22 protein-coding genes are annotated in these 26,779 nt (G+C 38.7%); 14 read left to right on the top strand and 8 right to left on the bottom strand.

All coding sequences use genetic code 11. The features are described 5' to 3' along the window. Nucleotides 1-3: 3 nt before the first annotated feature. A complete protein-coding gene (locus ACE1CA_RS28010; RefSeq protein WP_413281007.1) occupies nucleotides 4-2,115 on the bottom strand; it encodes an AAA-like domain-containing protein in 2,112 nt (703 codons plus the stop codon). Between the two features lie 337 nt (nucleotides 2,116-2,452). Between ACE1CA_RS28010 and ACE1CA_RS28005 the strand changes: the two genes are divergently transcribed. Both ACE1CA_RS28005 and ACE1CA_RS28000 read left to right on the top strand, forming a co-directional pair. Continuing rightward, nucleotides 2,453-3,589 (top strand): sensor histidine kinase, encoded by a 1,137-nt coding sequence (locus tag ACE1CA_RS28005; protein ID WP_413281006.1) that lies wholly within the window; start codon nucleotides 2,453-2,455, stop codon nucleotides 3,587-3,589. Nucleotides 3,590-3,695: 106 nt separating this feature from the next. Next, nucleotides 3,696-5,075 carry an aldehyde dehydrogenase gene (locus tag ACE1CA_RS28000; RefSeq protein ID WP_413281008.1) on the top strand — a complete coding sequence of 460 codons (1,380 nt, stop codon included), beginning with the start codon at nucleotides 3,696-3,698 and terminating at the stop codon, nucleotides 5,073-5,075. 71 nt (nucleotides 5,076-5,146) lie between these two features. Here ACE1CA_RS28000 and ACE1CA_RS27995 read toward each other — a convergent pair whose 3' ends face one another. The 4 genes from ACE1CA_RS27995 to ACE1CA_RS27980 all read right to left on the bottom strand — a co-directional run bounded on the left by ACE1CA_RS27995 (nucleotide 5,147) and on the right by ACE1CA_RS27980 (nucleotide 9,076). Beyond that, entirely contained in the window at nucleotides 5,147-5,743 is a 597-nt protein-coding gene (locus ACE1CA_RS27995) for a sulfite oxidase-like oxidoreductase (RefSeq protein ID WP_413281005.1), read from the bottom strand. Nucleotides 5,744-5,896: 153 nt separating this feature from the next. Further along, the gene (gene rpmF / locus ACE1CA_RS27990) at nucleotides 5,897-6,076 is read right to left on the bottom strand and encodes a 50S ribosomal protein L32 (RefSeq protein ID WP_413281004.1); all 180 of its coding nucleotides are present in this window, start codon (nucleotides 6,074-6,076) and stop codon (nucleotides 5,897-5,899) included. 73 nt (nucleotides 6,077-6,149) lie between these two features. Further along, a complete protein-coding gene (locus ACE1CA_RS27985) occupies nucleotides 6,150-7,562 on the bottom strand; it encodes a hypothetical protein (protein WP_486517566.1) in 1,413 nt (470 codons plus the stop codon). Between the two features lie 230 nt (nucleotides 7,563-7,792). Continuing rightward, nucleotides 7,793-9,076: a hypothetical protein gene (locus ACE1CA_RS27980; protein WP_413278253.1), complete on the bottom strand. Its 1,284-nt coding sequence runs from the start codon at nucleotides 9,074-9,076 to the stop codon at nucleotides 7,793-7,795. A gap of 79 nt (nucleotides 9,077-9,155) precedes the next feature. On the opposite strand from ACE1CA_RS27980, the gene ACE1CA_RS27975 reads away from it, so the two are divergent. Continuing rightward, entirely contained in the window at nucleotides 9,156-10,892 is a 1,737-nt protein-coding gene (locus tag ACE1CA_RS27975) for a caspase family protein (protein WP_413278254.1), read from the top strand. 54 nt (nucleotides 10,893-10,946) lie between these two features. Here ACE1CA_RS27975 and ACE1CA_RS27970 read toward each other — a convergent pair whose 3' ends face one another. Together ACE1CA_RS27970 and ybiA are read right to left on the bottom strand one after the other, a co-directional pair. Continuing rightward, nucleotides 10,947-13,712 (bottom strand): GAF domain-containing protein, encoded by a 2,766-nt coding sequence (locus ACE1CA_RS27970; RefSeq protein WP_413278255.1) that lies wholly within the window; start codon nucleotides 13,710-13,712, stop codon nucleotides 10,947-10,949. Between the two features lie 199 nt (nucleotides 13,713-13,911). Continuing rightward, nucleotides 13,912-14,370, bottom strand: a complete 459-nt coding sequence (gene ybiA, locus ACE1CA_RS27965) for a riboflavin biosynthesis intermediates N-glycosidase (protein ID WP_413278256.1) — start codon at nucleotides 14,368-14,370, stop codon at nucleotides 13,912-13,914. A gap of 100 nt (nucleotides 14,371-14,470) precedes the next feature. Here ybiA and ACE1CA_RS27960 point away from each other — a divergent pair, with 100 nt between their 5' ends. The 5 genes from ACE1CA_RS27960 (at nucleotide 14,471) to ACE1CA_RS27940 (ending at nucleotide 19,440) form a co-directional block, all read left to right on the top strand. Further along, entirely contained in the window at nucleotides 14,471-15,067 is a 597-nt protein-coding gene (locus ACE1CA_RS27960; protein WP_413278257.1) for a DUF4129 domain-containing protein, read from the top strand. Then, the gene (locus tag ACE1CA_RS27955; protein WP_413278258.1) at nucleotides 15,064-16,185 is read left to right on the top strand and encodes a DUF4350 domain-containing protein; all 1,122 of its coding nucleotides are present in this window, start codon (nucleotides 15,064-15,066) and stop codon (nucleotides 16,183-16,185) included. Before ACE1CA_RS27960 ends, ACE1CA_RS27955 begins: the two co-directional genes overlap by 4 nt. Before the next feature lie 81 nt (nucleotides 16,186-16,266). Beyond that, the gene (locus ACE1CA_RS27950) at nucleotides 16,267-17,220 is read left to right on the top strand and encodes an AAA family ATPase (protein WP_413278259.1); all 954 of its coding nucleotides are present in this window, start codon (nucleotides 16,267-16,269) and stop codon (nucleotides 17,218-17,220) included. 52 nt (nucleotides 17,221-17,272) lie between these two features. Then, the gene (locus tag ACE1CA_RS27945) at nucleotides 17,273-18,598 is read left to right on the top strand and encodes a DUF58 domain-containing protein (RefSeq protein ID WP_413278260.1); all 1,326 of its coding nucleotides are present in this window, start codon (nucleotides 17,273-17,275) and stop codon (nucleotides 18,596-18,598) included. 17 nt (nucleotides 18,599-18,615) lie between these two features. Next, on the top strand, nucleotides 18,616-19,440 hold the full coding sequence (locus ACE1CA_RS27940; protein ID WP_413278261.1) for a hypothetical protein: 825 nt from the start codon (nucleotides 18,616-18,618) through the stop codon (nucleotides 19,438-19,440). A 42-nt stretch (nucleotides 19,441-19,482) separates the two neighbouring features. Here ACE1CA_RS27940 and ACE1CA_RS27935 read toward each other — a convergent pair whose 3' ends face one another. Further along, nucleotides 19,483-20,439, bottom strand: a complete 957-nt coding sequence (locus ACE1CA_RS27935; protein WP_413278262.1) for a stage II sporulation protein M — start codon at nucleotides 20,437-20,439, stop codon at nucleotides 19,483-19,485. Between the two features lie 79 nt (nucleotides 20,440-20,518). Between ACE1CA_RS27935 and ACE1CA_RS27930 the strand changes: the two genes are divergently transcribed. The 6 genes from ACE1CA_RS27930 to crtO all read left to right on the top strand — a co-directional run bounded on the left by ACE1CA_RS27930 (nucleotide 20,519) and on the right by crtO (nucleotide 26,713). After that, complete coding sequence (locus ACE1CA_RS27930; protein WP_413278263.1) at nucleotides 20,519-21,322, top strand: DUF975 domain-containing protein; 804 nt, start codon at nucleotides 20,519-20,521, stop codon at nucleotides 21,320-21,322. A gap of 121 nt (nucleotides 21,323-21,443) precedes the next feature. Continuing rightward, nucleotides 21,444-22,220, top strand: coding sequence for an RDD family protein (locus ACE1CA_RS27925; RefSeq protein WP_413278264.1), 777 nt, complete (start codon nucleotides 21,444-21,446; stop codon nucleotides 22,218-22,220). Between the two features lie 235 nt (nucleotides 22,221-22,455). Next, on the top strand, nucleotides 22,456-22,608 hold the full coding sequence (locus ACE1CA_RS27920) for a hypothetical protein (protein WP_413278265.1): 153 nt from the start codon (nucleotides 22,456-22,458) through the stop codon (nucleotides 22,606-22,608). Nucleotides 22,609-22,855: 247 nt separating this feature from the next. After that, nucleotides 22,856-23,599, top strand: coding sequence for an LmeA family phospholipid-binding protein (locus ACE1CA_RS27915; RefSeq protein ID WP_413278266.1), 744 nt, complete (start codon nucleotides 22,856-22,858; stop codon nucleotides 23,597-23,599). A gap of 396 nt (nucleotides 23,600-23,995) precedes the next feature. After that, nucleotides 23,996-24,817 (top strand): DUF1206 domain-containing protein, encoded by an 822-nt coding sequence (locus tag ACE1CA_RS27910; protein WP_413278267.1) that lies wholly within the window; start codon nucleotides 23,996-23,998, stop codon nucleotides 24,815-24,817. Nucleotides 24,818-25,018: 201 nt separating this feature from the next. Beyond that, on the top strand, nucleotides 25,019-26,713 hold the full coding sequence (gene crtO, locus ACE1CA_RS27905; RefSeq protein WP_413278268.1) for a beta-carotene ketolase CrtO: 1,695 nt from the start codon (nucleotides 25,019-25,021) through the stop codon (nucleotides 26,711-26,713). The last annotated feature ends 66 nt before the right edge of the window (nucleotides 26,714-26,779 follow it).

Below are 26,779 nucleotides of genomic sequence, written 5' to 3'. Positions count from 1 at the left end.
AGTTTAATCTAGGCGATCGCGCAAATAAAGCCGATAAAGATCGCACCTTGGACTACACTCGTTTCCTTGTAAATATACTAAACCCATACTATGCAATTTAAAAGCTGATAAAGCTTCCAAGCGCACTGGAGTATTAGCCTTCATCACCTCTTTAATTCCGGCTACTAATTCTGGATTTTGTTGTAAATTCCATAAATGTCGCCGTAAATGATCTGCATAAAGTCCCGCTTCTGTAGGCGCAACTTCTAACAATTGATCTAAAGAAATATCGCCCCTTTGAATATGATATAAAGCCAACCTAATCAAATAAGGATGACCGCCTACCATAGCCATCAACTTTTCGACTTCTGTCCCCTCCCATTGCAATCCATAACGTTTGGCTAAATCTCGAATTTGTTCCTGATTAAACTCTGGTAATTCAATGGGTAAACCTACATTAAACGGTGATTGATTAATACTAATTGGAATATAAACTTCCGTTGAATGTACTACAATCAACCGTAACTTTTTCCAAATGTCCCGATTTTTAGCATCCTCATGCCAAGCTCGTAACAAACCAAAAAAATCAGCCGCAATTTCTGGATATTGGAAAACACAATCTACCTCATCTAATCCCAAAACTAACGGATTGTTGATACTCTGTAAAATGTATTCTTCAAAGTAAGCCGTGCAGTTATCTTTACTGCCAAAAATCTCATCCCAATAATCATCTAACCGATTAGATAATCGCAATCTTCTAGCTATATTAGCAGCAAACCAACGTAAGAATTTATCCAAATCAGTAAAAATTTTTCCATCAGCCAATTGAAAACTTAAAGGAACAGTACTAAAGCGAGAATTTGCGGCATAATGTAAAACTCTGGCTAACAAAGAAGTTTTCCCCATTTGTCTAGGAGCCTTAATTCTAATTAGAGAACCTGGCTGTAAAACCGTTTCATAACATCTCGATTCAATGGGGGGTCTTTCTACATAAAAAATCGAAGTTAATTCTACTTGACCTTCTGGTAATTCTATAACTTGAGGTAATTCGGGAATTGCTACAGGTAAAGGTTTAGCTTGGGAATCTGATACTGCTACTGGATATTTTTGAGTTTCTTTAGTTTCTTCTTGTTCTCTTCCTTCTGTAACTATTTCGAGAATTTCTTGGACAATTTTTTCTGTATCTTCTGCACTCTTCCATTCTCGCTGTTGAATGCGACTTAGATATTCTCGTAAGTTGTAATTTAATGGAGAATTCATGGGAAATTTAACCCGGATGGGCAAAATTATTGGCTTGCCTTGGGAATTGCGATCGCGTAACTCCTTAGCCCTTCGCACTTCCTCAATCACCATTTCACTCGTCACAGATTTCTCAGATAACAACAACAATAGATAATTACTTTGTTTTAATTCTGCCTCAATTCGTTGGGGCCATCCTTCTCCCAAACGAATACTTTGTCCCGCCATAAAAGCTTCATGTCCGGCAGCTTTTAAAGCTCGATAAAACTCTTCAGCTAAACTTAAATCTGGATCGTGACTGCGATAGCTAATAAACACTTTCTTAGCAGTTGATTGCGAACTTTCTAAAGCTGGAATATGATAAACTGTGACAAGTTCTTCAATGCCTTTAATCTCCCGCTCTTCTTTAAAAATTCCCGTTAATGTCAAGCGATTTTTCACTACATCATAGATGGTTTGTGAAATACAAATACCGCCAGCTTGCGCTGCTGTTTGCAAGCGTGCTGCCATATTAACACCATGACCTTTAACTTTTCCTCCCTCAAAATGAGCCACATCTCCTAAATGAATTCCAATTCGATGTTTAAGTACATTATTTTCTGGCAATGCGGCAGCAGTTTGAGCGATCTCTTTTTGAATTTTTTGAGCGCAAGCTACTGCATTTACCGCACTAGAAAAGTACATAAATAACCCATCGCCTGTATCTTCTACTACTCTGCCCTTAAATTGTTCGCAGATTCCCCTCATTAGTTGCAAGTCGCGGCTAACTAAAGCCAAGGTGCGATTTTGGTTGGCAGCCATTTTGGAAGTATATCCCTCTACATCGGTAAAGACTATAGCGGCTAATGTACTATCTGCTTCTATTGACGGTATATCCTGAGTTTCTTTCGGTTCCATAAGTGTAGTTTCCTGGTATTGGCTCAACTTAGAAAGCATGAGGAAATAAATCATTTAATTTTAATATTCACAGATTTTAGTTTAATTCAGGGTATTTAATCAGGCTCTAAGGATAGCGATCGCCATCAAATATCAATAGTTTTTCTGAAAAACAGGCTATTCAGACCCAGAAACAGCTATTAAAGGACTAGATGTTTAATAACTAGTGATTTGAGTTGTTAGCAAAGATCTATTTCGGTAGGATGATGTAAAGTAAATACTCAGTAAGAAAAAATAATACTAAGGTTGATTGACAATAAAACAGTTGCTAGAAATCATTTGCAAAACTTCCTCTACTATGAATCGTTTTTTATCCTCTAAGGTTGTAGGAAAAGACCGGATTTTGGTTGTGGATGATTCACCAGATAATGTGTTTCTCATACAAGCTATTTTGGAAGAAGAAGGCTATCAAGTTATTACAGCTTCAGATGGATTTTCGGCTTTAACTCTGATAGAAGAATCACCACCCGATCTATTATTGTTAGATGTGATGATGCCCGGAATGGATGGCTTTGAAGTCACCCAAAGAATACGTCAGAATACAAATTTACCATTCATGCCCATTTTGCTAATCACTGCTTACGATCATCTTAGTGTAGCGAAAGGATTAGACAATGGTGCTGATGATTTTATCCACAAACCAGTGGAAGTGGATGAATTATTAGCTAGGGTACGTAGTCTTCTCCGGCTAAAACATAGCATAGACGAACGCGATGCCATTGCTCGGCAGCGAGAAGATTTTGTTTCTCGTCTGACTCACGACTTACGAACGCCTTTAATTGCAGCCGATCGAATGTTGGTTTTAATGCGTCAGGGAGCTTTGGGTGAAATTTCAGATCCCATCCTAGAAGTGCTAGACACAATGGTTCGCAGCAACCAAAATCTCCTAGCAATGGTTAACACCTTGTTAGAAGTATATCGTTATGAAGCTGGACGTAAAACACTCTCTTTTAACCAAATTGATTTAGCAGCAATCCTCAAAGAAGCAGTGCAAGAATTGCAACCTTTAGCTGATGAAAAAAATTTGTGTTTAAATTTTGATTTGGGTGAAAAAGCAGCAGACTCTTCAGGTAAAAAAGTGATTATCGAAGGCGATCGCTTAGAATTACATCGAGTTTTTATTAACCTAATTGGCAATGCGATCAAATTTACTGAAGCTGGATCGGTAGAAGTTCGTCTGATTGATGCCAATTCCAAATCTTCAGTTATAGTAAAAGTTGAAGATACAGGGCTAGGTATTTCCGCAGAAGATCAAACCAAATTATTTGAAAGATTCCGCCAAGGTAAACATAAACAATCTGGTAGCGGTTTAGGTTTACATCTCTCGCGCCGCATTGTAGAAACTCACCAAGGAACCATTGATGTTAAATCAGAAGTAGGCAAAGGTAGTTGTTTTACTGTCTGTTTACCCATTAAACAAGCTCACAATTCCTAAATTTTAGCAATTGTGTTTAAATATTAGACAGCCAAGAGTTTATTCTCAGGTGACAATCAACTCTTGGCTGTCACTATTTTTACTCTTTACCTACACTCCAACTCCAATGATTACTCAAGAATTAGCAGCACAGGAAATTCTCCAGCAACAACGGCAGTTTTTCTCCACTGGAAAAACCAAAGATATAGCTTTTCGGTTAACACAGCTAAAAAATTTAAAACAAGCAATTTTGGATAACAAAGATGAGATTATAGATGCTTTAAAAGCTGACTTCAACAAACCAATATTTGAAAGTTATCTTACGGAAATCGGGGTGATTAAAGAGATTGATTACGCTATTAAAAACTTAAAAAACTGGAGTAAACCTAAGAAAGTAGCAACTCCTTTAGAGCAATTACCGGGTTCAGCATTTATTTACCCCGAACCTTTGGGAGTAGTATTAATTATTTCTCCTTGGAATTATCCTTTTTACTTGGTAATTTCGCCTTTGGTAGGTGCGATCGCCGCTGGAAATTGTGTCATTATCAAACCATCAGAAATTTCTCATCATACCTCTGGTGTCATTGCTAAAATTATGCAAAAAACCTTTCAATCTGACTATATTTCAGTTGTAGAAGGTGGCGTAGAGGCTAGTCAACAACTATTACAACAAAAATTCGATCATATATTTTTCACGGGCGGTACAGCTATAGGCAAAATAGTCATGGAAGCAGCTGCCAAAAACCTAACCCCAGTTACATTAGAATTAGGTGGCAAAAGCCCTTGCATTATTGATAGTGATATTAACATTGAAACAACTGCCCGTAGAATTGTTTGGGGTAAATTCCTAAACGCTGGACAAACTTGCATAGCTCCAGACTATCTTTTAGTTAATCAAACTATTAAAAAACCCTTGGTTGACAGTATTAAGAATTGTTTGGAAGAATTTTACGGAGACGATCCAGAAAAAAGTCCAGACTTCGGGAGAATTATTAATCAAAAACAATTTAACCGTTTAGTAGAGTTATTAAAAAGTGGTGAAATTATCGTTGGGGGAAAAACCAATTCAGAAACTCGTTATATCGCTCCTACATTGATTGACAAAGTATCTTTAGATACGCCAATTATGCAAGAAGAAATCTTTGGCCCGATTTTACCAGTTCTAGAGTACGAAAAGTTAGAAGAAGCGATCGCGATCGTTAACAACCAACCCAAACCTCTAGCCCTCTACTTCTTCTCAAAAAATCAAGAATATCAACAAAAAATATTACAAACTACTTCATCCGGTGGCGTTTGTATTAACGATACTGTTATGCAAATTGCCGTTACTGAGCTACCCTTTGGTGGAGTAGGTAATAGTGGCATCGGTAGCTATCACGGCAAAGCTAGTTTTGATACCTTTTCTCATCGAAAAAGTGTCTTGAAAAAATCTTTTCTGCTGGACTTTAAAATACGTTATGCACCTTATTTAGGAAAATTAGATTTATTGAAAAAATTCATCGGTTAAGCGATTTGTAGAAATTTTTATTGTAGAGGCGTTTGATGAAACGTCTCTACAATAATGACAATGTTAATTGCTTAAAATGCGCTATAACGTTCTTCCGCCCAAGGTTCACCCCGACGGTGATAACCATTACGTTCCCAAAAACCTAGTTCTTCCTTGTTTGAAAACTCTAAACCATTAATCCATTTAGCACTTTTCCAAGCGTAAAGATGGGGAACAATTAAGCGCAAAGGGCCACCATGTTCTGCTGGTAAAGGTTCACCAAATAAAGTATGAGCAAAAAAGTTTTCTTCGCGCCAGAAATCTTCCATATTGATGTTAGTGGTGTAACCTCCGTAGCAGTGTTCCATGATGTATTTAGCTTTGGAGTCTACCTCTATATGCTGCATAAAATCGGTGACTTTTACGCCAGTCCACTGCACATCTAATTTTGACCAACGAGTTACACAGTGGAAATCAGCAGTGAAATCACTTTGAGGCATTGCCATGATATCAGACCAAGTAAATCTTGCCTCTTTTGCTAGACCCCAAATGCGAAATTCCCAATTTTCAATGCTAACTTCGGGTGTACTACCGTAAGTCAGTACGGGAAAACCTTTAGTTTCGTATTGATTGGGAGGAATACGATCGCTCATTTCTGGCCCAGGTTTTTTGAAAAACTTCCCTATCATAAAATCCGATAAGAATTTAGACTTCTCTGTGCTAACACAACAAAAGCTCTTTGTTCTTTGTCAAGTCAGCAGCATAGTTAAATTTTGTAACAGAATCGGTAGCGGGACGGAAACTGAGCGATCGCTAAAATTACACAAACTTCTAACCCATCATTAGGATTCTTCGTCTTCCTCTTCTTCATCCTTGGAAGGGTAAACAAACGTAGAGCGACCAGACAAAATTGACTTACCCAAACTCAATGCCTTTTGAGCTTGTAAAGCTGCTTTCCGTCTCCAAGTCGCTCTACGTTGGTCACGTTTTGCCTTCGATGTTTTCTTCTTAGGAACCGCCATAGTCCTGGATTTGCTATTAGTAGACAACCCTCCTATTGTAGGGCATTACTACGCTACTTGAACCCAGTTAGTTTTAAAAACCTCCCGTTCCCGATCCACCAGTAGTTCCGTTAATTCCAGTCCCAGTAGTTCCGTTAATTCCAGTCCCAGTAGTTCCGTTAATTCCAGTCCCAGTAGTTCCGTTAATTCCAGTCCCGGTAGTTCCGTTAATTCCAGTCCCGGTAGTTCCGTTAATTCCAGTCCCAGTAGTTCCGTTAATTCCAGTCCCAGTAGTTCCGTTAATTCCAGTCCCAGTAGTTCCGTTAATTCCAGTTCCGGTAGTTCCGTTAATTCCAGTTCCGGTAGTTCCGTTAATTCCAGTCCCAGTAGTTCCGTTAATTCCAGTTCCGGTAGTTCCGTTAATTCCAGTTCCAGTAGTTCCGTTAATTCCAGTCCCAGTAGTTCCGTTAATTCCAGTCCCAGTAGTTCCGTTAATTCCAGTCCCAGTAGTTCCGTTAATTCCAGTCCCAGTAGTTCCGTTAATTCCAGTCCCAGTAGTTCCGTTAATTCCAGTCCCAGTAGTTCCGTTAATTCCAGTCCCAGTAGTTCCGTTAATTCCAGTCCCAGTAGTTCCGTTAATTCCAGTCCCAGTAGTTCCGTTAATTCCAGTTCCAGTAGTTCCGTTAATTCCAGTTCCAGTAGTTCCGTTAATTCCAGTTCCAGTAGTTCCGTTAATTCCAGTTCCAGTAGTTCCGTTAATTCCAGTTCCAGTAGTTCCGTTAATTCCAGTTCCAGTAGTTCCGTTAATTCCAGTTCCAGTAGTTCCGTTGCCTGTGCCGTTAGTACCGTTGGTGTTGGCAGTACCATTAGCACCTTGTACGCCTGCATTAACAGATACAACGTTACCGTTGGGAAGCACTTGCGTACTACCGTTATTAGTTACAACTACGCCATTGGGAAGTATTTGCGTACCATTGCCTGTAACTACAATGCCGTTGGGAAGTACACGCACACCGTTAGGAAGTGTTTGTCCGGCATTAGCAACGTTTGTTTGTTGAGGTTGATTGGCAACGTTGTTATTGAGTGTGGGAGTTCTTAAGCCGAGAAGCGATCGCGAATTCGGAAAATAAGTCGCAAATCGATTCACATCCTGACCAGTTGCCCAAGTTTGGCGATCGACATTTAGAGAAAAAAGTGGTACAATCTGACCAGAATTTTCACCCAAAATCGTCACAGAAACTCTTCTAGCTGAAGGATTTTGATTAAAAGAACGAGTTAAAGCATTTCTCGCAGCCGTTTGACCCCTAGTAATTAACGTCTCGTAACTTTCATTAGGTTGACGATTCAACGTAACATCAATCCGAGTACCATTACCATTGATGCGAGTTGCTGTTTGTGCCTTAGCAGGAGTAGTTACCACTAGAGTACTTCCTAAACCTGCTAAAGCAAAAAACATCGGAAAAACAAAAGTGCAACTTTTTAACAAAAATCTATTAAACTTCCACATAATTAACCTAGCTCCCGGTTCCTGAACAGCGATCACCAAGGTTTATATAAGTTCAGGTTAGCTAGATGCTTTCCAAGTTTTATCTGCTCCTTGAAATAGAACTTGCTTAGTCCAGAGAGAGATCTATTGGAGATGGGGGGGAATAGAAGTGGGGAGGTGGGGAGGTGGGGAGATGGGGGGAATTTCTAGCTCCAGATCTCTCCCCATCTCCCCAGTGTCCTTCTACCTGATTAATTTTGTGGGAGATCGGTTGGAGGTCTATTATTGAGGTCATCTCTTAATTCTCTGGCTCTCCGAAGTATACCTTCATTAGAAGTTGCTCTGGAAGGAGAACGATTAGGTTGAGTGTTAGTTTGTTGATTGGGAGAAGTGGAAGTACCTGTTTGATTTTGGTTGTTGGTTTGCGATCGATTAGCCGGAGTGTTAGTTTGTCGATTAGGAGAAGTGGAAGTACCTGTTTGATTTTGGTTGTTGGTTTGCGATCGATTTGCCGGAGTGTTAGTTTGTCGATTGGGAGAAGTGGAAGTACCTGTTTGATTTTGGTTGTTGGTTTGCGATCGATTTGCCGGATTAGTTGAATTACGTTGTTGAGTAGCACTTCCCGTACTATTGTTATTTGTACCGGAAGTAGGTCTTTGTCTTGGATTGCCAGTACCAGTGGGAGTATTATTTTGGGAATTTGCAGGTGATTGTCCCGGTGTTGCGCCTCCAGCATTCAAGGCTAGGGGGAAATTGACAATTTTTTTACTATCATCGACATTGCCCGTAAGTTCTTGAGTTCTTCCTTGGACTAGTAATCTCAACCGGAAAGGAATTTGTCCAGTTTGGGTAGCACAGCGCTGATAAAGATTAACTCTAACTAAATAATTCCCAGGAGGAGCACCTGTGGAAGGCCAGAACACATTTTCTACAGGGTTAGTGATGGTATTTTGACAACCTGCGTTACTGTCAACGTCTAGCTGTCCTCCTGATGCTACTTTCTTGTTGCGGTAAAAAACTGTCTGACCGCTGGGGTCGGTGACTGCTAAATCTAGGTCGTCTTTGGTAGACCATCGGAGGGTAGTTTGAATTACACCTGTGCCTAATGTTGGCTCTGGTCTTTCGCCAGCTGCGGGTGTGGCAACTACAGGAGTAGGATCGTCAATTCTTAATAAAGCTTTAGAATTTGGGTAGTAGGTAGACCAACGTTGCGCGTTAGGATAATTTTTCCAGTTTTCCCGACTGACCTCTAGGGTCAAAATTGGCGCGGATAAACCAATATGTTCGCCTGTAACGACTACTGCCGCTTGGGTAACTAGAATATCGTTGTCGAAACTGCGTTGTGCTGCGGCTCTGGCAATGGTTTCGGCTCTGCGGGTTAGGGTTTGAAAAGATTCATTTGGTTGTCGTTCCAGTGTAATATTGACGCGAGAGGTGTAGGCTTGGGCGGCTAAGGGTGCGATCGCACTTTCAGCAGTATAAAAACTGCCAGCTAACCCCAAAAAAACCAATAAACTTAAAGTTCTTATTTGCATTGTTTCACCTCAAAATAAATACTGTTAACATTTCTTTGATTACAATCCAAAAACATCCTAGAGATGGGAGACATCACTGATGAGCAATCAATGGTTGATCGCAATAGGCATTAATCAATACCAACACTTCCAACCTTTAAATTATGCCCAAGCTGACGCGCAGGGTTTATGGAACCTTTTAGTTAGTAGGGGTAGTTTTCTGCCCGATCGCTGTTTGTTACTGACAGATACTTCACCGTTTATTGAAGGTCTGTCTACTTACCCTTCCGGTGAAAATCTCAAGCAATGGCTAGATCATCTATGTCAGCAAACAATTAAACAGGATGACCTAGTTTGGTTATTTTTTAGCGGTTATGGTGTGAAGTGGGAAGGACAAGATTACCTGATGCCTATTGATGGCAACCCAGCTGATGTTAGCGCCACAGGGATCTCCATCAGAGAAATCTATGAAAAACTCAAGAACTCTAAAGCGGGAACAGTTTTGTTATTGCTGGATATGAATCACCATCAGGAATATCAAGATGGTGCGACAGTGGTGGGCAATCAAACTGTGGAATTAGCCAGGGAAATGGAAATTCCTACGGTACTCTCTTCTCAACCGGGTCAATTTTCTTATGAGGTTGGGGAACTACAACATGGTTTGTTTGCTGCGGCGTTGTTGGAGGGTTTGCGATCGGGCGCTGGTTCGACTCTGGCTAGTTTAAAACGTTACTTAAGCGAACGAATCCCAGAATTAAGTCAAAACCACAGTCGTCCTCTACAAGAACCCACAATTGTGGTTAATCCTCCCGGAAAGAGTCATCAAGTAATTTTACCGGAACAACCCGCATTTGTCGGTTCTAGTAATGGTGACTGGAACTCGACAACCACTCAGTCAATTGGTAGTGGGGTTGCTGTTACCTCTGGGGTGGCAACTAGTTCTCAGGAAGAAAATCCTTTTCAAACTGCTTTACGTAACCAGCAAGAAACCGCAAGCACTACTTCATCAGTTAATAATGGGCAATCTAGACCTGTAAATGCTGCTGAAGATGATGATGAGAACGATGGTGGTTTATGGCAGAAAATTCTTTTGTGGGGCGGTGGTTTGCTGTTGTTGTTACTGCTATTGTTGACAACTTTCGGGCGCAACCTACTTTTCCCGGCTGGCGAACAAGCGGAAAGTCCGGTTGGGGGACAAGCAGAACGCTCTGCTGGAAAACCTACTGGGAAAGGGACTGCTAGTAGCTTAACTGCTTTAAATAAAGCTAAAGTTCTATTACGCAGCAATCAGTCTAATTCTTATGTGGCAGCGATTAAACAAGCTAGTCAGATTCAGCCTGGTGATGCGGAATATCGGGAAGCACAAGCGGCTATTGAACGCTGGAGTCGCAACATTTTGGATATTGCTCAGGGAAGGGCTAATGTAGGGAATTACCGGGGTGCGATCGTTGCTGCTAGTGTAGTACCTCAAGACCCCCAGCCAGTTTTTGCCGATGCTGAAAGGTTAATTCGGCAGTGGACTCCTTTAGCGAAAAAGCAACAAGCAAATCAAGCTTTACTATCTACTGCGAAGGGATTAATTCGCCCCGGTTCTGCTTCTTCTTACAACCAAGCAATTAGAATAGCGCAAAAAATTCCCCCTGGAGATCCGGGTTACACCCAAGCACAAGTTTTGATTAATCAATGGAGTCAAACTATTTTCAATTTGGCTAGACAAAGAGCTAGTCAAGGTAATTTTGCTCTGGCAGTTCAAGCTGCTAATTTAGTTCCCGCTAATACTCCGGCTTATAAACAAGCTAGAGTAGCGATCGTTCTATGGCAAAAACAAGTTAAATAGCAAGAACCCCACCCCCATCCCCTCCCCGTCAACGGGGAGGGGTGCAATATTTCTTCAATTTTTAATTACTTGCTGAACAGGAATTTCAATGGTAAATTCTGTTCTTACTCCTGGCTCAGAGGAACATTTGAGTTTTCCGTTATGTTTCTGCACTATAATCTGATAGCTAATAGCTAATCCTAGTCCTGTACCTTTGCCCGGTTCTTTGGTGGTAAAGAAAGGATCAAAGATGCGAGATTTAATATCGGATGGTATTCCTAAACCATTATCAGAAATTTTAATTGTTACTGAATTATTGTTAGTGGGTTTTGTAACAATTTCGATTTTCAGTTCGTGGCAATTATCGTTTTCTATTATTCCTGTTTGTTCTTCAGTGCGGCTTTTAGTTTCTAAGGCATCAATAGCATTAGATAATAGGTTCATAAATACTTGATTCAATTGACCTGCGTAGCATTCTACTAAGGGCAAATCCTGATAATTTTTAATAACTTGAATGCCGGAATGCCCTAATTTTGGTTTGAGGCGATGTTGCAAAATCATTAATGTGCTGTCAATGCCTTCGTGAATATCTACTGGTTTTATTTCTGATTCATCTAACCGAGAAAAGTTACGCAATGATAATACTAATTCTCTGATGCGATCGGCTCCTACTTTCATCGAATTTAGCAATTTTGGTAAGTCTTTAGCTATAAATTCAATGTCAATTTCTTCGATTTTCTGTTCAATTTCTGGATAGGGTTGGGGATAATATTTCAGAAAAAGCTGTAGGATTTCAAGAAGATCGTGGCAGTAGTCGCTGGCGTATGTGAGATTACCAAAAATAAAGTTAACTGGATTGTTAATTTCATGGGCAACACCTGCAACTAGTTGTCCTAAACTAGACATTTTTTCGGTTTGAATTAGTTGTGCTTGGGTTTTTTGTAAGTCGATTAATACTTGTTCTAATTGTTGGGCTTTTGCTTGTTCTAATTCGGCAGAAGTTCGGGTTTGTTCGTAAAGTTGGGCTTGCTGAATGGCGATCGCGGCTCGATCGGCTAATTGTTGTAATAAATCTATTTCTGAGGTTAGCCAATTTCTCGGAGAATGACATTGATGGACAACTAATAATCCCCAAAGTATGTCGCTCATTCTAATTGGAACTACTAAGTTAGCTTGCACATTTATGCTTTGTAAAAACTCATAATGACAAGGGCTAATATTAGCGTTAGCAATATTACTAATTGACCCTATTCTTCCTTTTTTATAAAGTTGAGCTACTTCATCAGGAAAACAATCTTCTGGCCCTTGAAAACCTAAAATTGACAGCCAACTGCCAATGGTTGATTCCACAACTACTTCGCCATGCCATTGTTTAGTAAATTGATAAATTACTACTCTATCTGTATTCAATAATTGGCGCACTTCTTCAACTATTGTTTTTAATATAGTTTTGAAATCTAAGGTGCTACGAATTTGATCGGTTATTTGCTTTAATAGGTTAGCAAATGTGAGCGAATGTTGTAATTGTGCTGTACGTTCTTTTACCTGACGGTCTAAATTAGAATTAAGTATTTGCACTTTTTGATATAACTGATATTGCTGTACCGCCATTGAAAATTCAGAACCTAAACCTGTGGCTAATTCTAATTCTTCGGGCTTCCAATCTAGCACTAAACCTTTTTTTAATTCTAACCAAGCGGTGAAAGAGCGTCTGGGATAAAGTTGTCTTTTGTCGGAATCAAATTGCCCTGCCCAAAGAGTTTTTTTGTCTATTTCATGACGAAAAATTGTTAAATATCCTAAAAATTCTTGTCGATATTCTAAGGCAATAACTAATAATCCTCGAATTTTAGTAGGTTGAAAGATTGCTGAGATTTGACTTAGTTCTGGGTCTTGATAAAGATCGGCGATCGCCCATACAGAATTAGCTGCTGAAGTGGCAGTTTTTAACGAAAATTTCTTCTGCCAAACCGGGTCTTCTTCTAATAAATAATTACCATATTGAACGATTAGAGGATCGTCACCATAAGTATAAACCTTTATAGGAAAATATTCATCTACGGCTATGTAAAGTCTACCGCCATCGCCTTGAAAAATAGCAACTGTTTCTGCTAATGCTTCTTGTAATTGAATTGTACTTAATCGATGTAGTTTGATGGCAACTTTGTTAATTGCTGCTTGTCTTTCAGCTTGTTGACGAGCTTGGGTTAATAAATTACTTTGAGCAATAGCAATTGATACTTGATCGGCAATTTCTTGTACTGTATTCAACTCTGTTTGGGAAATGTTTTTTGGGTTAGCATGATGGGATACAAGCAATCCCCAAAGTTTTAGTTTTGATTGATTAACACTAATATCATATTGCAAAATTGGTATAACTAAAGAAGAATAAACTCCCATTGCTTTTAAATATTCAATATGGCAGGGATCTACAGGTCGAAAGCGAATATCTTTTGTTTCTAAAGCTTGTCCGGTATCGGGACAATCTAAAGGACTTAAGCCAATTTCACCTGTAGCGACGTTAACCATAGAACGTTGACGCGCACGGATAAACATTTCTCTTGCAGTTATAGGAATGTCGTCTGCGGGAAAGTTTAATCCTAATAAGGAAGGGAGGCGATTTTCGCTGAGTGATTCTGCTATTACTTCGCCACTGCTATCAGGATGAAACCGATAAATCATGACGCGATCGGTATTTAAAAAAGCGCGAATTTCTGCTACGGTAGCAGTTAAAATTTCCTGTAAATCTAGTGATTGACGGATGCGATTCGTCATCCGATGTAACAGGTCTGCTTGAGTAAAATTTGGTTGTGATGAGGGAAAGTTATTAGTAAGTGGCATTTTAACAAAAGATTCAGAATAGTAACTCTTTATACTAATTTTTAAGCGAAAGTTACTGAAAAATTTACATTGTTAATAAAAATAGTTATTTATTTGCATAAATTAATTTATCTTTTTAAAATTAATTTAAATACTCATCTTGGAGGGAGAAAGAAAAAGAGAAATTTCTTCTTCTTTCAAAGGAGCAGTTTGGTGAATTTTACTTGCGGTTTTTTAGTTCTCTGATTTCCTGACGCACGCTCATCAGAATTTGACCTAAATTATTTTGACCAGTGTTATCTAAACCACAACCCCAATAATAATCGGTGGGAGATTTTTCCACAATTAGCTGTTCGCCAGTGGAAAGGAGGGTTTCTTGGATGTCTGAGTGAGTGAGAAATTTGGTGAGTACTGCTTGGCGCATAATCGAACATTTGACTTCTTCCCAGTCGGAACGGACTTTGCGGATGCGATCGCGCCCTAAAGATGCAGCTTTTTCCGGTGTAGAAGCAGCTTTAATTAACGGGATGACAAGGTTATCTTTTGTGCCTAAAAATTTATTTGCTTGGTAGTAATGTTCTACTGTTTGCCAATATTCTCCTTCTATAAAAATCCCATGCGGAGAAAAATTGGAAAAACAGCCGTAAGGTTCATAAACTTTGTAAAAATATATTACCATTTTCAACTGCTCTCGATAATTTTAGCTGAAACTATTGATTAATTCATCAATAATCTAATTACTATATTATAGTAAAATAAAGGCGAAGAATTTAACAATTATGGCAGCACAAAGTTTTGAGAAAACCAATTTCTTTTGGGAGTTACAGCAACAGGTGCAGCGATTTAACGAATGGTTAGAGTCGGTCACGGCAAGGAATCAGAATCAAGTACCAGAGTTAAGTTTGGAGCCTTGGTTTTTAGATTTATTATGGTTAGTGGTACGGGGAATATTTTGGTTAATTTTAGGGTTAATATTGATTTGGTTGGGTCGGCAGATTTGGCAGAATTGGCAAAAATATTATGATTCAGTTCCCTCATTGTCAAATGCTGGGCTAACAAAAGCAGGTGCTAATAAGTTAAAAGTATCAGTTTGGATAGAACGATCGCGCAAATTTTACCTAGAAGGGAACTATCAAGAAGCAGTCCGTTGTTTGTACATGGCAACGATCCAAAGATTGAACGATCGGGGTATAATTCTCGATGAAACTAGCCGGACAGATGGCGAATATCGGCAATTAATTCAAAACTTACCTAATCGGGAAGCATATCAAATTTTATTGAATACGCACGAACAGCTATGTTTTGCTAATCGTGTAATTTCTTTAGAAATATTTGAAAGATGCCAGCAAGCGTATCAGGAAATTGAAAAACAATGAAACTTTCGCGAAGAAATTGGTGGTTTTTGGCGATCGTCTTAGCAGCATTAATATTGATTACCTTAATAGCTGCTCCGCAAAATACTAATAGTAATATTGGTTCTACTTATAATCGTTCTCCTAGCGGTTACGGTGCTTGGTATGCTTTCATGGAAAAACAAGAAATCCCGATAAAGCGCTGGCAAAAACCTTTGGATAAATTACCGGGAATTAACAATAATCAACCGACGGATACACCAGCGACTCTGTTACGAGTGAATAGTGAAATTACTGAATCATGGTTGAATTCTGGGGAGCAAAAATGGATAGAAAAAGGTAATAGTTTGGTGATTTTAGGGATAAAAGAACCAGTGACAAAGGCAAATTTTACCACTAAGCAAGAAAGTCCTTTTGGTAAAGTGGAAATTTCCACAACTAGAAGGAAAGCCATTAATCAAAAAATCCAGCAAAGATTGGGCGATCGATTTGGGGCGATCGTTTGGGAAGAAAAAATAGGCAAAGGAAAAGTCATTTATGCAACTACGTCTTATCTGGGCGCTAATGCTTATCAAGATGAACCAGGAAATTACAAATTATTGGCAGAATTAGTCAGTGAAGATAGCAAATTGATTTGGGTAAACGAATATATTCATGGTTACAAAGACAGGGAAACTATTGTTGCAGAAAATAACGAAGGTTGGGTGAGTTACTTAGCTAAAACACCTTTATTTGCTGCCTTTATCCAACTAATAATAATTTTGCTAATTTTAATTTTGGCTAATCTGCGCCGTTTTGGACAACCAATTAAACTCACAACGCCTTCAGTTAACAACAGCGAAGCTTATATTCAAGCATTAGCTGGGGTACTGGAAAAAGCAGAAACCAGAGAATTTGTTTTAGATACGATCGGCAAAGAAGAACAGTTACAATTACAAAAAGCTTTAGGTTTAGGACAAATACCTGTTGCAGAAGAAACCTTAGTCAATGCTTGGGTAGAACAAACAGGCAGAACAGCAATAGAACTGGAACAAGTATTACAAATTCAATCTAAAAAACGTCGCCTTAGCGAACAAGAGTTGCTAAACTGGTTAGAAAAATGGCAACAAATACGCCATTCGATTGTAAATTTTCGCTCTTAGATTTTCGATCGAACTTACAGCTAAATTTGGAGGCTGGCATCGGTTTATGTTTTGGTCAATAATTGCTAGTGGTAAAATCAAATGAACGATGAACTATTAACAGTATTTAATCGGTTAAGTCAAGCATTAAACCGAGTTGTAGTGGGGCAGACTACTTTAGTACAACAATTATTAGTAGCTTTGTTGTCAGGGGGTCATGTAATTTTAGAAGGAGTTCCAGGGACGGGAAAAACTTTACTAGTGAAAGTTTTAGCACAGATAATTCAAGCTGATTTTCGCCGGATTCAACTGACTCCAGATATCCTTCCTGCTGATATTATTGGCACTAATATTTTTGACTTAAATACCCGCCAATTTACCTTAAAAAAAGGGCCTGTTTTTACCCAAGTATTGTTAGCTGATGAAATTAACCGCACTCCACCAAAAACCCAATCCGCTTTGTTAGAAGCGATGGAAGAACAACAGGTAACAATGGATGGGGAAAGTTTGCCTTTGCCGGAATTATTTTGGACGATCGCCACCCAAAACCCGTTAGAATTTGAGGGGACTTATCCGCTGCCAGAAGCGCAACTCGATCGGTTTTTATTTAAGTTAATTGTTGACTATCCTGATGCCGCTGCGGAAAAGCAAATGTTACTCAATCGTGAGTCTGGTTTTCAGGCGAAAAGGCAAGATTTAGCCAGATTAAAACCTGTAGCAAAGGTAGAGAGTATTTTAGCCGCCCGTCAAGAAGTAAATGCTGTGAAAGTTGATGAAAAAATTATCGATTATTTATTAGCTTTAGTGCAAAGAAGTCGTCAACATTCTGATTTAGCTTTGGGTGCTTCTCCTCGTTCTACAGGTGCTTGGTTACAAACAAGTAAAGCTCATGCTTGGCTATCAGGAAAAGATTTTGTTACTCCTGATGATATCAAAGCTGTAGCCCGTCCATTGTTACGACATCGATTAATTTTACGTCCAGAATCTCAATTGGATGGATTGCAAATTGATGCGGTAATTTCTTCATTATTAACTCAAGTAGCTGTTCCTAGATGAGCAATTACGAGAAGAAAGTTACAATCTAAAATCCAAAATCGAAAATAGAAAGATGATTCCTTCAGGAAAGTTTTATTTACTATTAGTGTTGGGAGTGGCGATCGCCATTTCCTTAGCATCACTTTTTAGCGTCAATACTGGCATTTTAGGCGCTTTGTTGTTTGATGTAATTTTACTGCTGTTAATGGCGATCGACAGTTGGCGAGAACGGGGAAATCTGGTAGAAATTACCCGTCAACCATTGGGTAGATTATCTATTGGTAGAGATAACCCAGTTACCTTATCAATTAAATCAAAAAAACGCCCAGCATTGATTCAAATTCGTGACTTTTATCCCTTAGAATTTGGCGTTTCTAACTCCAAATTACAAACTTCTTTGCCTAACAATACCACTCAAGAAATTAGTTACACAGTTCATCCTACCCACAGAGGCGAGTATGCTTGGGGAGATATTCAAGCGCGACAATTAGGTGCTTGGGGTTTAGCTTGGTGTGATCGAAAAATTCCCCAAAGTACCAAAGTTGCTGTTTATCCAGACTTGTTAGGATTGCGGCAATTATCGATTAAATTAACCTTACAAAATACAGGCACAATGCGCCAATCTCGACGCATGGGAATTGGTACAGAATTTGCTGAATTGCGCGAATATCGCACCGGAGACGATCCAAGATTTGTGGATTGGAAAGCAACAGCACGCCGTTTGGGTGCGACACCTTCCGCATCTTTACAAGTAAGAGTTTTAGAACCTGAGAAAGAACAAACTTTAATTATTTTGCTCGATCGCGGCAGATTAATGACAGCAAATGTGCAAGGTTTAAAACGTTTTGATTGGGGATTAAATGCCACTCTTTCTTTAGCATTAGCAGGAATTCATCGCGGCGATCGCGTTGGTGTTGCAGTGTTCGATCGAGAAATTGTGAGTTGGATACCTCCAGAAAGAGGACAAAATCAATTGGCGAAACTGATCGATCGTTTAACACCAATTCAACCAGTATTTTTAGAACCAGACTATCTCGGTGCTTGCACTTCTTTAGTAAATCAGCAAACTCGACGCGCATTAGTAGTACTAATTACAGACATCATAGACATTACCGCTTCCTCAGAATTACTAATAGCATTGGGAAAATTAACCCCTCGTTATTTGCCATTTTGTGTAACTTTACGCGATCCCCAAGTTGACAAACAAGCACACAATTTTACCAAAGATTTAGACGGTGCTTATAGTCGTGCTGTCGCCTTAGATTTATTATCGCAACGTCAAGTTGCCTTTGCTCAATTAAAACAAAAAGGAGTGTTAGTTTTAGATGCACCAGCAAATCAAATTAGCGAACAATTGGTCGATCGATACTTGCAATTAAAAGCTCGAAATCAACTGTAAATCCTTGGCTAATTCTCATGCAATTAATCAATCCTGGTAACATAGTCACTGGTGGATTACAAATTTATCGTTCTCGATTCAAATCATATTTTATTATCAGTTTAATTGCCCATATTTGGTTAATTATTCCTTTGTTAGGTTGGGCGAAATTTTTTGCTAATTCTGCTTTGATTTCCCGATTAACATTTAAAGAAATTACTGAAAATCCTGAACCTTGGCAATCTACTCAAAAGCAAGTAAATCGGAAATTAATCGGCTTTTTACTTTCAGCATTTATCGTTACTGTTGTAGTATATATCAGCTTTAATTTTTTGTTTGTCTTTGCAGTAATTGCAGGAATAATGCTATCTCAATTCCTTTATTCATCTGTTTATCCTTATGTTCCCAAAAGTGACTTAGCGCAAATTTTGGCACTTCTAACTTATGTTTTATTAATTGTTTTCTTAATTATTGCTTTTATAACAATGGTAATTACAATTTATTCTAGGTTTTTTATTACAGAAGTTATTCTCGCTATAGAAGAGAATGTTAATATGTGGGGTGCGCTCAAAAAAAGTGATAAACTAATCAGGAGTTACGGTTTTCGACCTCAGTTAATTATTACAATTGCCAGTTTAGTTTGTTTTCCTATCTTGTTATTGTATCAAATTATTTTAGGATTATTAAACTTCGGAATCACTTATTTTAAACTCAATGATTCTGATTTGTTTTTGATTTTAGCCATTGGTTTATTAGTATTAGTCAACATCTTAGTATTACCTTTTTGGCAAACAATCAAAGCAATGATGTATTTCGATATTCAAAATCGGCGCGAAGGTTTAAGTTTACTAATTCGCCGCTGAATCTACTAGATACCTGACTTCTTCAAGAAATCAGGGTTCTCATCATTCTGGTTTTTTTAGATTGCAATAAAGAATTAACAGCAAAAAAAGTGCGGTTCCTACAAAATACTTAATTGGTGCGGGGATAGCAGGATTAGGAGACAAAAATCCTTCAATTGTTCCAGCAATAATTAACATTGGTACAATGCCAAAAACTAATTGAGATGCCAAACCTCCGTAATATTTTAATGCGTCACCACGACTATATTTACCAGGAAAAAACATGGCTCTAGCTATTAATAAACCTGCGCCACCTGCGAAGAAAATTGCTGGTAATTCTAGAGAACCGTGAGGAAATACAAACGCCCAAAAAGGATAAGCTAATTTATTTTGTCCTACTAAAGTAGCAATAGCACCAATAATTAATCCGTTGTACCACATTAAAAAAGTTGTATAAATTCCTCCTGTCATTCCCCCCGCAACAGCGCCAAAAGAAACGGAAATATTATTAATCATAATGCTGCTAGAAGCTAAGGGTTCAATACCAACAATTGAACCCATCCATAATTTACCTTCGTCGCGTACCATTCTAATTAGTCGTTCTGGTACGATAATTGACAAAAATGTAGGGTCTTGCCACGCATACCACCAAGCGACGATCGCACCTAAAATAAACATAGTTGTTGCCACAGCAATATAACCTTTTGTTTGCTGTATGACAGCAGGAAAACCCCAGCGATAAAACTCCCAAACTGCTGCCCATTCTTGCCGACGAGAACCTTGGTAAATTTGGTTATAAGCTCTAGATGTGAGAATTTGTAAATCTTGAGTGAGAGTGTCACTAACTTTTTGAGTACGCGATCGCGCCAAGTCTGCGGAAACCGATCGATACAAACTTGCCAATTCCTTAATTTCTTCTGCCTGTAGTGACTTAAGTCCCTTTTTTTCCACTTGTTTTAATAAATTATCCAACCGTTTCCAGTTTGGTTCTCGCCGCGCAATCCAACGTTGAATATTCATAAATTTTTCCCCAAACTACTATCAGCGTAACTTAAGATAGCGTCAAAGCTTATGCACTGTTGCTAAGGAATTTTGACTTATGTCACAAAGTTCTATTCGTCCCCTTGGTGTTGGTAACGTTGTTAGCGCCGGATTAGTGATGTATCGCTCTAATCTGAAAACATACCTTAAGCTGTCCATAACAGCCTATTTGTGGCTTTTAATACCGATATATGGCTGGGCAAAATATTGCGCTATTCATGGATTAATTGCCCGTTTAGCTTTCTGTGAATTAATTAATAAACCCGAAACAGAGAGTGCAGCACGCGATCGCATCGATCCACGTCTCTGGTCATTTTTAGGAGTAGGTTTTGGCGTTGGATTACGGTTATTAGGACTTTACATTCTTTGGTACTTAGCATTACTAGCAGTTGTCTTGCTTCCCATCAGTGTTTTAGGAACACAAACAGGTGTATTTATAGGAATAATTGTTGGTCTTGCTGTGTTCATTGTAGGCATAATAATGATTATTAGATTTTATTCCCGATGGTTTGTTGCTGAAGTACCTTTAGCAGTTGAAGAAAGCACAACTACTGGTAGCCAAAGTATTGATAGAAGTTGGGATTTAACTAAAGATGCCGTCGGCAAAATTCAATACATTATTGTTGTGGCATTCTTAGTCACAATCCCAATTCAAATAGTTACTGGATATATTCCCTCATTTTTTCAAGCTGGTACAGAACCAGGTACTTCGGCTTACGCAACTGCTCAGATGATTTCCCTTCTTTTAAGTTTAGTAGGTGGGGCAATTATTATGCCTTTCTGGCAAGCTGTCAAAGCAGTAATTTATTACGATTTGCGTAGTCGTCGGGAAGGCTTAGATTTGCGGTTACGCGATCGCTAAACTATCTCTTAGCGAGGGCGAGTTGTGTTTAAACTGTTCTCCTATAATTATAAAACTATTTCCCCAACTCGCTCCTCCAATTCAACACTCAAAACTTCAAAATCAAAACTGTTCAGGTGCCATGCGATTTTTCAACAGAATTACTTTACAAACTCCAGAAAGCGTAGAATTAGAATTTACTTTAGCCGGAATTGGTAATCGCGCTTTAGCTTTGTTGATTGATTATATCGCCTTGGGTTTTACCTTAATTGTGTTTTGGGTAGCTTGGGGAATTTTTACTGTAGTTATTATAGATAGTTTTGGCAATGCCAGGAATTTAGGGCTTTGGTTATTTGCGATCGCAATATTCCTCAACTTTGCCATTTACACAGGCTATTTCGTATTTTTTGAAGTGTTATGGCAAGGACAAACACCAGGAAAACGTTACACTAAAATTCGGGTAATTCGTGATGATGGTAGAAGAGTACGAATTCAACAAGCAACCTTAAGAGCTTTACTACGTCCAATTGATGACACCTTGTTTATTGGTGCTTTTTTAATCATGCTAACGCGCAAAGAAAAACGACTCGGTGATATGGCAGCAGGAACAGTAGTAGTTCAAGAAGAATACTTAGTTGCAGCTACTAATTTCCCCATCTCTGAAAAAGCCAAACAATTAGCCACAGAACTTCCACAAATGGCGAATTTATCTTTATTATTACCTGACGACTTTGCCACTATACGCGAATATTTACAACGTCGCAAAGACATGGCAACAACAGCCAAAAATGAACTAAGTTTGACTTTAGCTAGACAAATTAGAAATATTATTGACTTGAAAGATTTGCCAGAAGGTTTAACCCCCGATGTATTTTTGGAAGCCGTTTATCTTGCTTATCAGCAACAAACTTCCTCATAAACTCTCTTCCAAACGTTATTACAATTCTACTAGCTCTAGTCAAATTAGTAGGACTTACGCACCATAAGCCAAGAAACCCGGTTTTTCGTTACTACTCTAACGCTGAAATAACGGAATTATGTTAAAAAACCGGGTTTCTGCGTAAGTCCTAATTAGATTGAAAGCCTTTAGTGAAATTTGAGCATTACTACCTGAATTACCAGAAAATTTTAGCATTAAATTAGGATAAATTCTCATGACTACTGAACAACTATTAGATAAATGGCAAGCTTTAGACCCAGATGAGCAAGAAAAAGTTTTAGCATTTATTGATGCTCTTTATCACCAAAAGCAAACAAGGAAACCTGCCTCTAGTTTGGGCAAAAAGTTAAGAAAAATTCGCCAATAAATTATTGATTATGGAATTCCTTTATTAACAAATGAAGAAGCAGATAAAGAGAAAGCGGAACGGCGAGGCGGGTATGGAGAATACTTAACATGATTCGTACTTTTAAGGTAATTTCTATTCATTCGACATGAATTAAAATACTCAACAATAACCTAAAAAGATACAATTGATTCTGACTAAATATAGATTTATTCTCTTAGCTGAAGTCATAAAGTAGGAAAGTATAGGCTACTAGGAGAAATACCGAATGACGGAAGAAAATCAACCCAACTTAGAAGAAAAAGTAATCTCAGCAGCATTAGGAATGGGTTTATCTAATCAGCTAGATTCCGCAGAAAATATTGAGGTAGATGTACGTACTAGTCTGGTTGATATTGTACAAGGAAAAGCACATTCTGTTTCGGTTTCTGGTCAAGGTGTAGTGGTACAAAAAGATGTCCGTTTGCAAGAGATGGAAATCTCCACAAATCGCATTGCTATTAATCCTTTGAGTGTACTTTTTGGGGAATTAGAGCTTTCACAACCAACTCATGCTTCTGCCAGAATTGTACTTTCAGAAGTAGATATTAATCAGGCTCTAAATTCGGATTATGTCCGCAGACAGATGAAACCTTTTCAATTAAGTGTCGATCGGCAAACTGTTACTTTAGAAATGCAACAAATGAGCATTCAGCTACCGGATGTTAATACGATCGCCTTCAAAGGTAGCACAATATTGCATGAAGGTGAAAATAAGCGATCGGTAAATTTTCAAGCAGTAATTCACCCAGGTACTATTTTTGAACCTTTATTTATCGAGTCTTTTCAATGCACTCCAGCACCGGGTATTTCTCTACAATTTGCTGTAGCCTTGATGCGGAAGTTTGAAGAACTAGTATTTTCACCATATTTTGTCATGAGTGGAACAGCAGTCCGCATCCAAAAGATCGATTTGGAAAAAGGCAGATTAACTATTCATACCACAGCCAAAATCACCGAGCTTCCCTCATAAGGCATATATAAATTTGCCGATTTTTACTGCTGAATGAATACAGATAAATGTCTGTCGCGATGCAGATACAATTTTTAACAAATACAACCTAATTTGTAGGGTAGTAATGCCATTCTCTAATTTTGAACTGAAGGGAATGTCTTTGCGCTTGAAAAACTTAGACGTGCAACCAGGAAATCTTATTGTAGAAGCTGAAGCTTACATCAAAGATTTTCCTACTTCTTAAACTGATGGAAACCAAAGCCAAAATAAAAAATAGCTTTTGGCTTTTCTCTGATATTCGTTTTTAGGAGTTTACGCTTTTTATTTAGGAAATAAATGACTAAAGTCACTACTACAAAGTTAATAACATATTCAAGAAGTCATTGATTTTTTTATCTAAACCAACAAACTACTATGAAACAAAACACAAGAAATCTAGAACAGAAAGCCAGACAAGTTGCTGCCGATCCTTGGGTAGAAAAACTAGCAAGACTTGGCTTAATCGCTAAAGGAATAGTTTACTCAATAGTCGGTGTTCTAGCAGCACAAGCGGCTTTTGGTACTGGCGGCAAAACTACTGATACCGCAGGCGCTTTGCAAACAATTGTTACTCAACCTTTTGGCAAGTTTTTATTAGCTTTAGTGGCAGTTGGATTGCTGGGTTATATGCTTTGGCGATTTCTTCAAGCATTTTTAGACCCAGAAGATAAAGGGATTTTTGGACGCTTGGGCAGTTTTATTGCTGGTATAATTTATGCAGGTTTGGCTTTAACTGCTGTTAAATTAATTATAGGTTCTGGGAGTGGCAATAGCAATTCTACAGAAGATTGGACGGCACGTTTAATGTCACAACCTTTCGGTCAATGGTTAGTAGGAATTGTAGGGGCATTCATCATTGGTTTCGGATTTTATGAATTTTATAAAGCTTTTACTGCTAAGTTCAGGGAAGATTTAAAGTGGCAACAAATGAATCATCATCAGAGAAATTTTGCTACTAATCTGGGAAGATTTGGTTATTTTGCTAGAGGTGTGGTTTTTGTTGTTATTGGCTTTTTCTTGATTCAAGCGGCGCGTTTTTCTAATCCTAATCAAGCTAGAGGGTTTGGTGAGGCATTAGCGGCGTTAGCAGGTCAACCTTATGGCCCTTGGATTTTGGGGCTTGTGGCGATCGGTCTTTTAGCTTATGGTATCTATACATTTGTGGAAGCTAAGTATCGCCGAATTAAGACTGCTTAAATTTGCGAAAATTAACAAAAAATAATTAACAAAGGGACAAAAAAGAGGGAAAATAAAAACTTAAATCTTTTCCTCTTTTCTGTCCCTTTTTGTTTTGGTTAGTGCGATCGCGTAACAAAAAATTCTGTAATTAGACAGATTTTTTACATTTATTTATTTTTTTAGAATTGAGGAAATACACTACTGCCCGGAGTTGGATAGATGGAAAGTTACGATGTGGTAATTATTGGTGCAGGTCACAATGGATTGGTTTGTGCTGCCTATCTCTTAAAAGCAGGATACAGCGTTTTATTACTAGAAAAGCGATCGGTTCCTGGAGGTGCCGCAACTACAGAAGAAATCATCCCGGATAAAGCGCCCGGTTTTAAATTTAACCTCTGTGCGATCGACCATGAATTTATTCACTTGGGGCCAGTAGTTGAAGAATTAGAACTGGAAAAATACGGCTTAGAATATTTATTTTGCGACCCAGTTGTATTTTGTCCCCATCCCGATGGAAAATACTTTTTAGCACACCGTTCTTTAGAAAAAACTTGTGCGGAAATTGCCCGTTACAACGAACGAGATGCCCAAAAATATGCCGAATTTACTAACTTTTGGCAAAGAGCGATCGGGGCAATGATTCCTATGTTTAATGCCCCGCCAAAATCAGTAGTTGATATTATTGGTAACTACGATTTTAAAAAGATCAAAGATTTAATTTCTGTCATCGGTTCTACTAGCAAAACCCTTGACTTTTTACGTACCATGCTTACCAGTGCTGAAGATATCCTAAACGAATGGTTTGACGAGGAATTTATAAAAGCACCTTTAGCAAGATTAGCATCAGAATTAGGTGCGCCTCCTTCCCAAAAAAATCTCGGCATTGGGGCAATTATGATGGCAATGCGTCATAATCCTGGTATGGCTAGACCTAAAGGTGGGACTGGTGCTTTAGTTAAAGCTTTAGTCAATTTAGTTACTAGTTTGGGTGGCAAAATTCTTACCGATCAAAAAGTAGAAAAAATCTTAATTGATAACGGTCAAGCTGTTGGCGTTCGAGTCGCTGGTGGCATAGAATATCGCGCAAACAGAGGCGTAATTTCTAACATTGATGCAAGGCGAGTTTTCCTGCAATTAATGGATGAAAGTGATGTAGATGCTGCCGATCCAGAATTGCGGGAACGCTTGGAACGTCGCATTGTGAATAACAATGAAACTATCCTGAAAATTGACTTGGCAATGGATGAACCTTTACGCTTTGTGCATCATAATCACAGAGATGAATATTTAATTGGTTCGGTGTTAATTGCTGATACAGTCAGACAGGTAGAAATTGCCCATAGCGACCCTTCTGTTGGGAAAATTCCTTTAGAAAATCCATCGATGTATGTGGTACAACCAACGATGTTAGATCCGACGATGGCACCTGATGGAAAACATACCGTTTGGATTGAATTCTTTGCGCCTTATAATGTTTTTGGGGCAGAAGGAACTGGTTTAAATGGTACTGGTTGGACGGATGAATTGAAGAATAAGGTTGCCGATCGCGTCATCGATAAACTAGCAGAATATGCCCCCAATGTAAAGACTGCAACTTTCGCCCGTCGCGTTGAAAGTCCAGCAGAATTAGGCGAACGTTTAGGAGCGTATAAAGGTAATTATTACCACATTGACATGACTCTAGATCAAATGGTATTTCTCCGACCTTTGCCAGAATTAGCTAACTACAAAACACCAATTGAAGGACTATTTCTCAGTGGTGCGGGGACTCATCCAGGTGGTTCAATTTCGGGGATGCCAGGAAGAAATTGCGCTCGCGTTTTCCTACATTCTCAACAACCACTCGCCCAAACTTTAACTGATGCGGCAAACTCGATTAAATCAACAGCGAAATCGATCTTCAAGACATTTTAATTTGGCTGGAGTTCCGAATAAAATCCAAGTTTGGAACTCCCCTTCACTTCTCAATTGCAGTTAACG

The organism is Floridaenema evergladense BLCC-F167 (assembly GCF_041929205.2).
GTDB classification, from domain to species: Bacteria; Cyanobacteriota; Cyanobacteriia; order Cyanobacteriales; family Aerosakkonemataceae; genus Floridanema; species Floridanema evergladense.
This window is presented reverse-complemented; position numbering and strand designations above follow the sequence as displayed.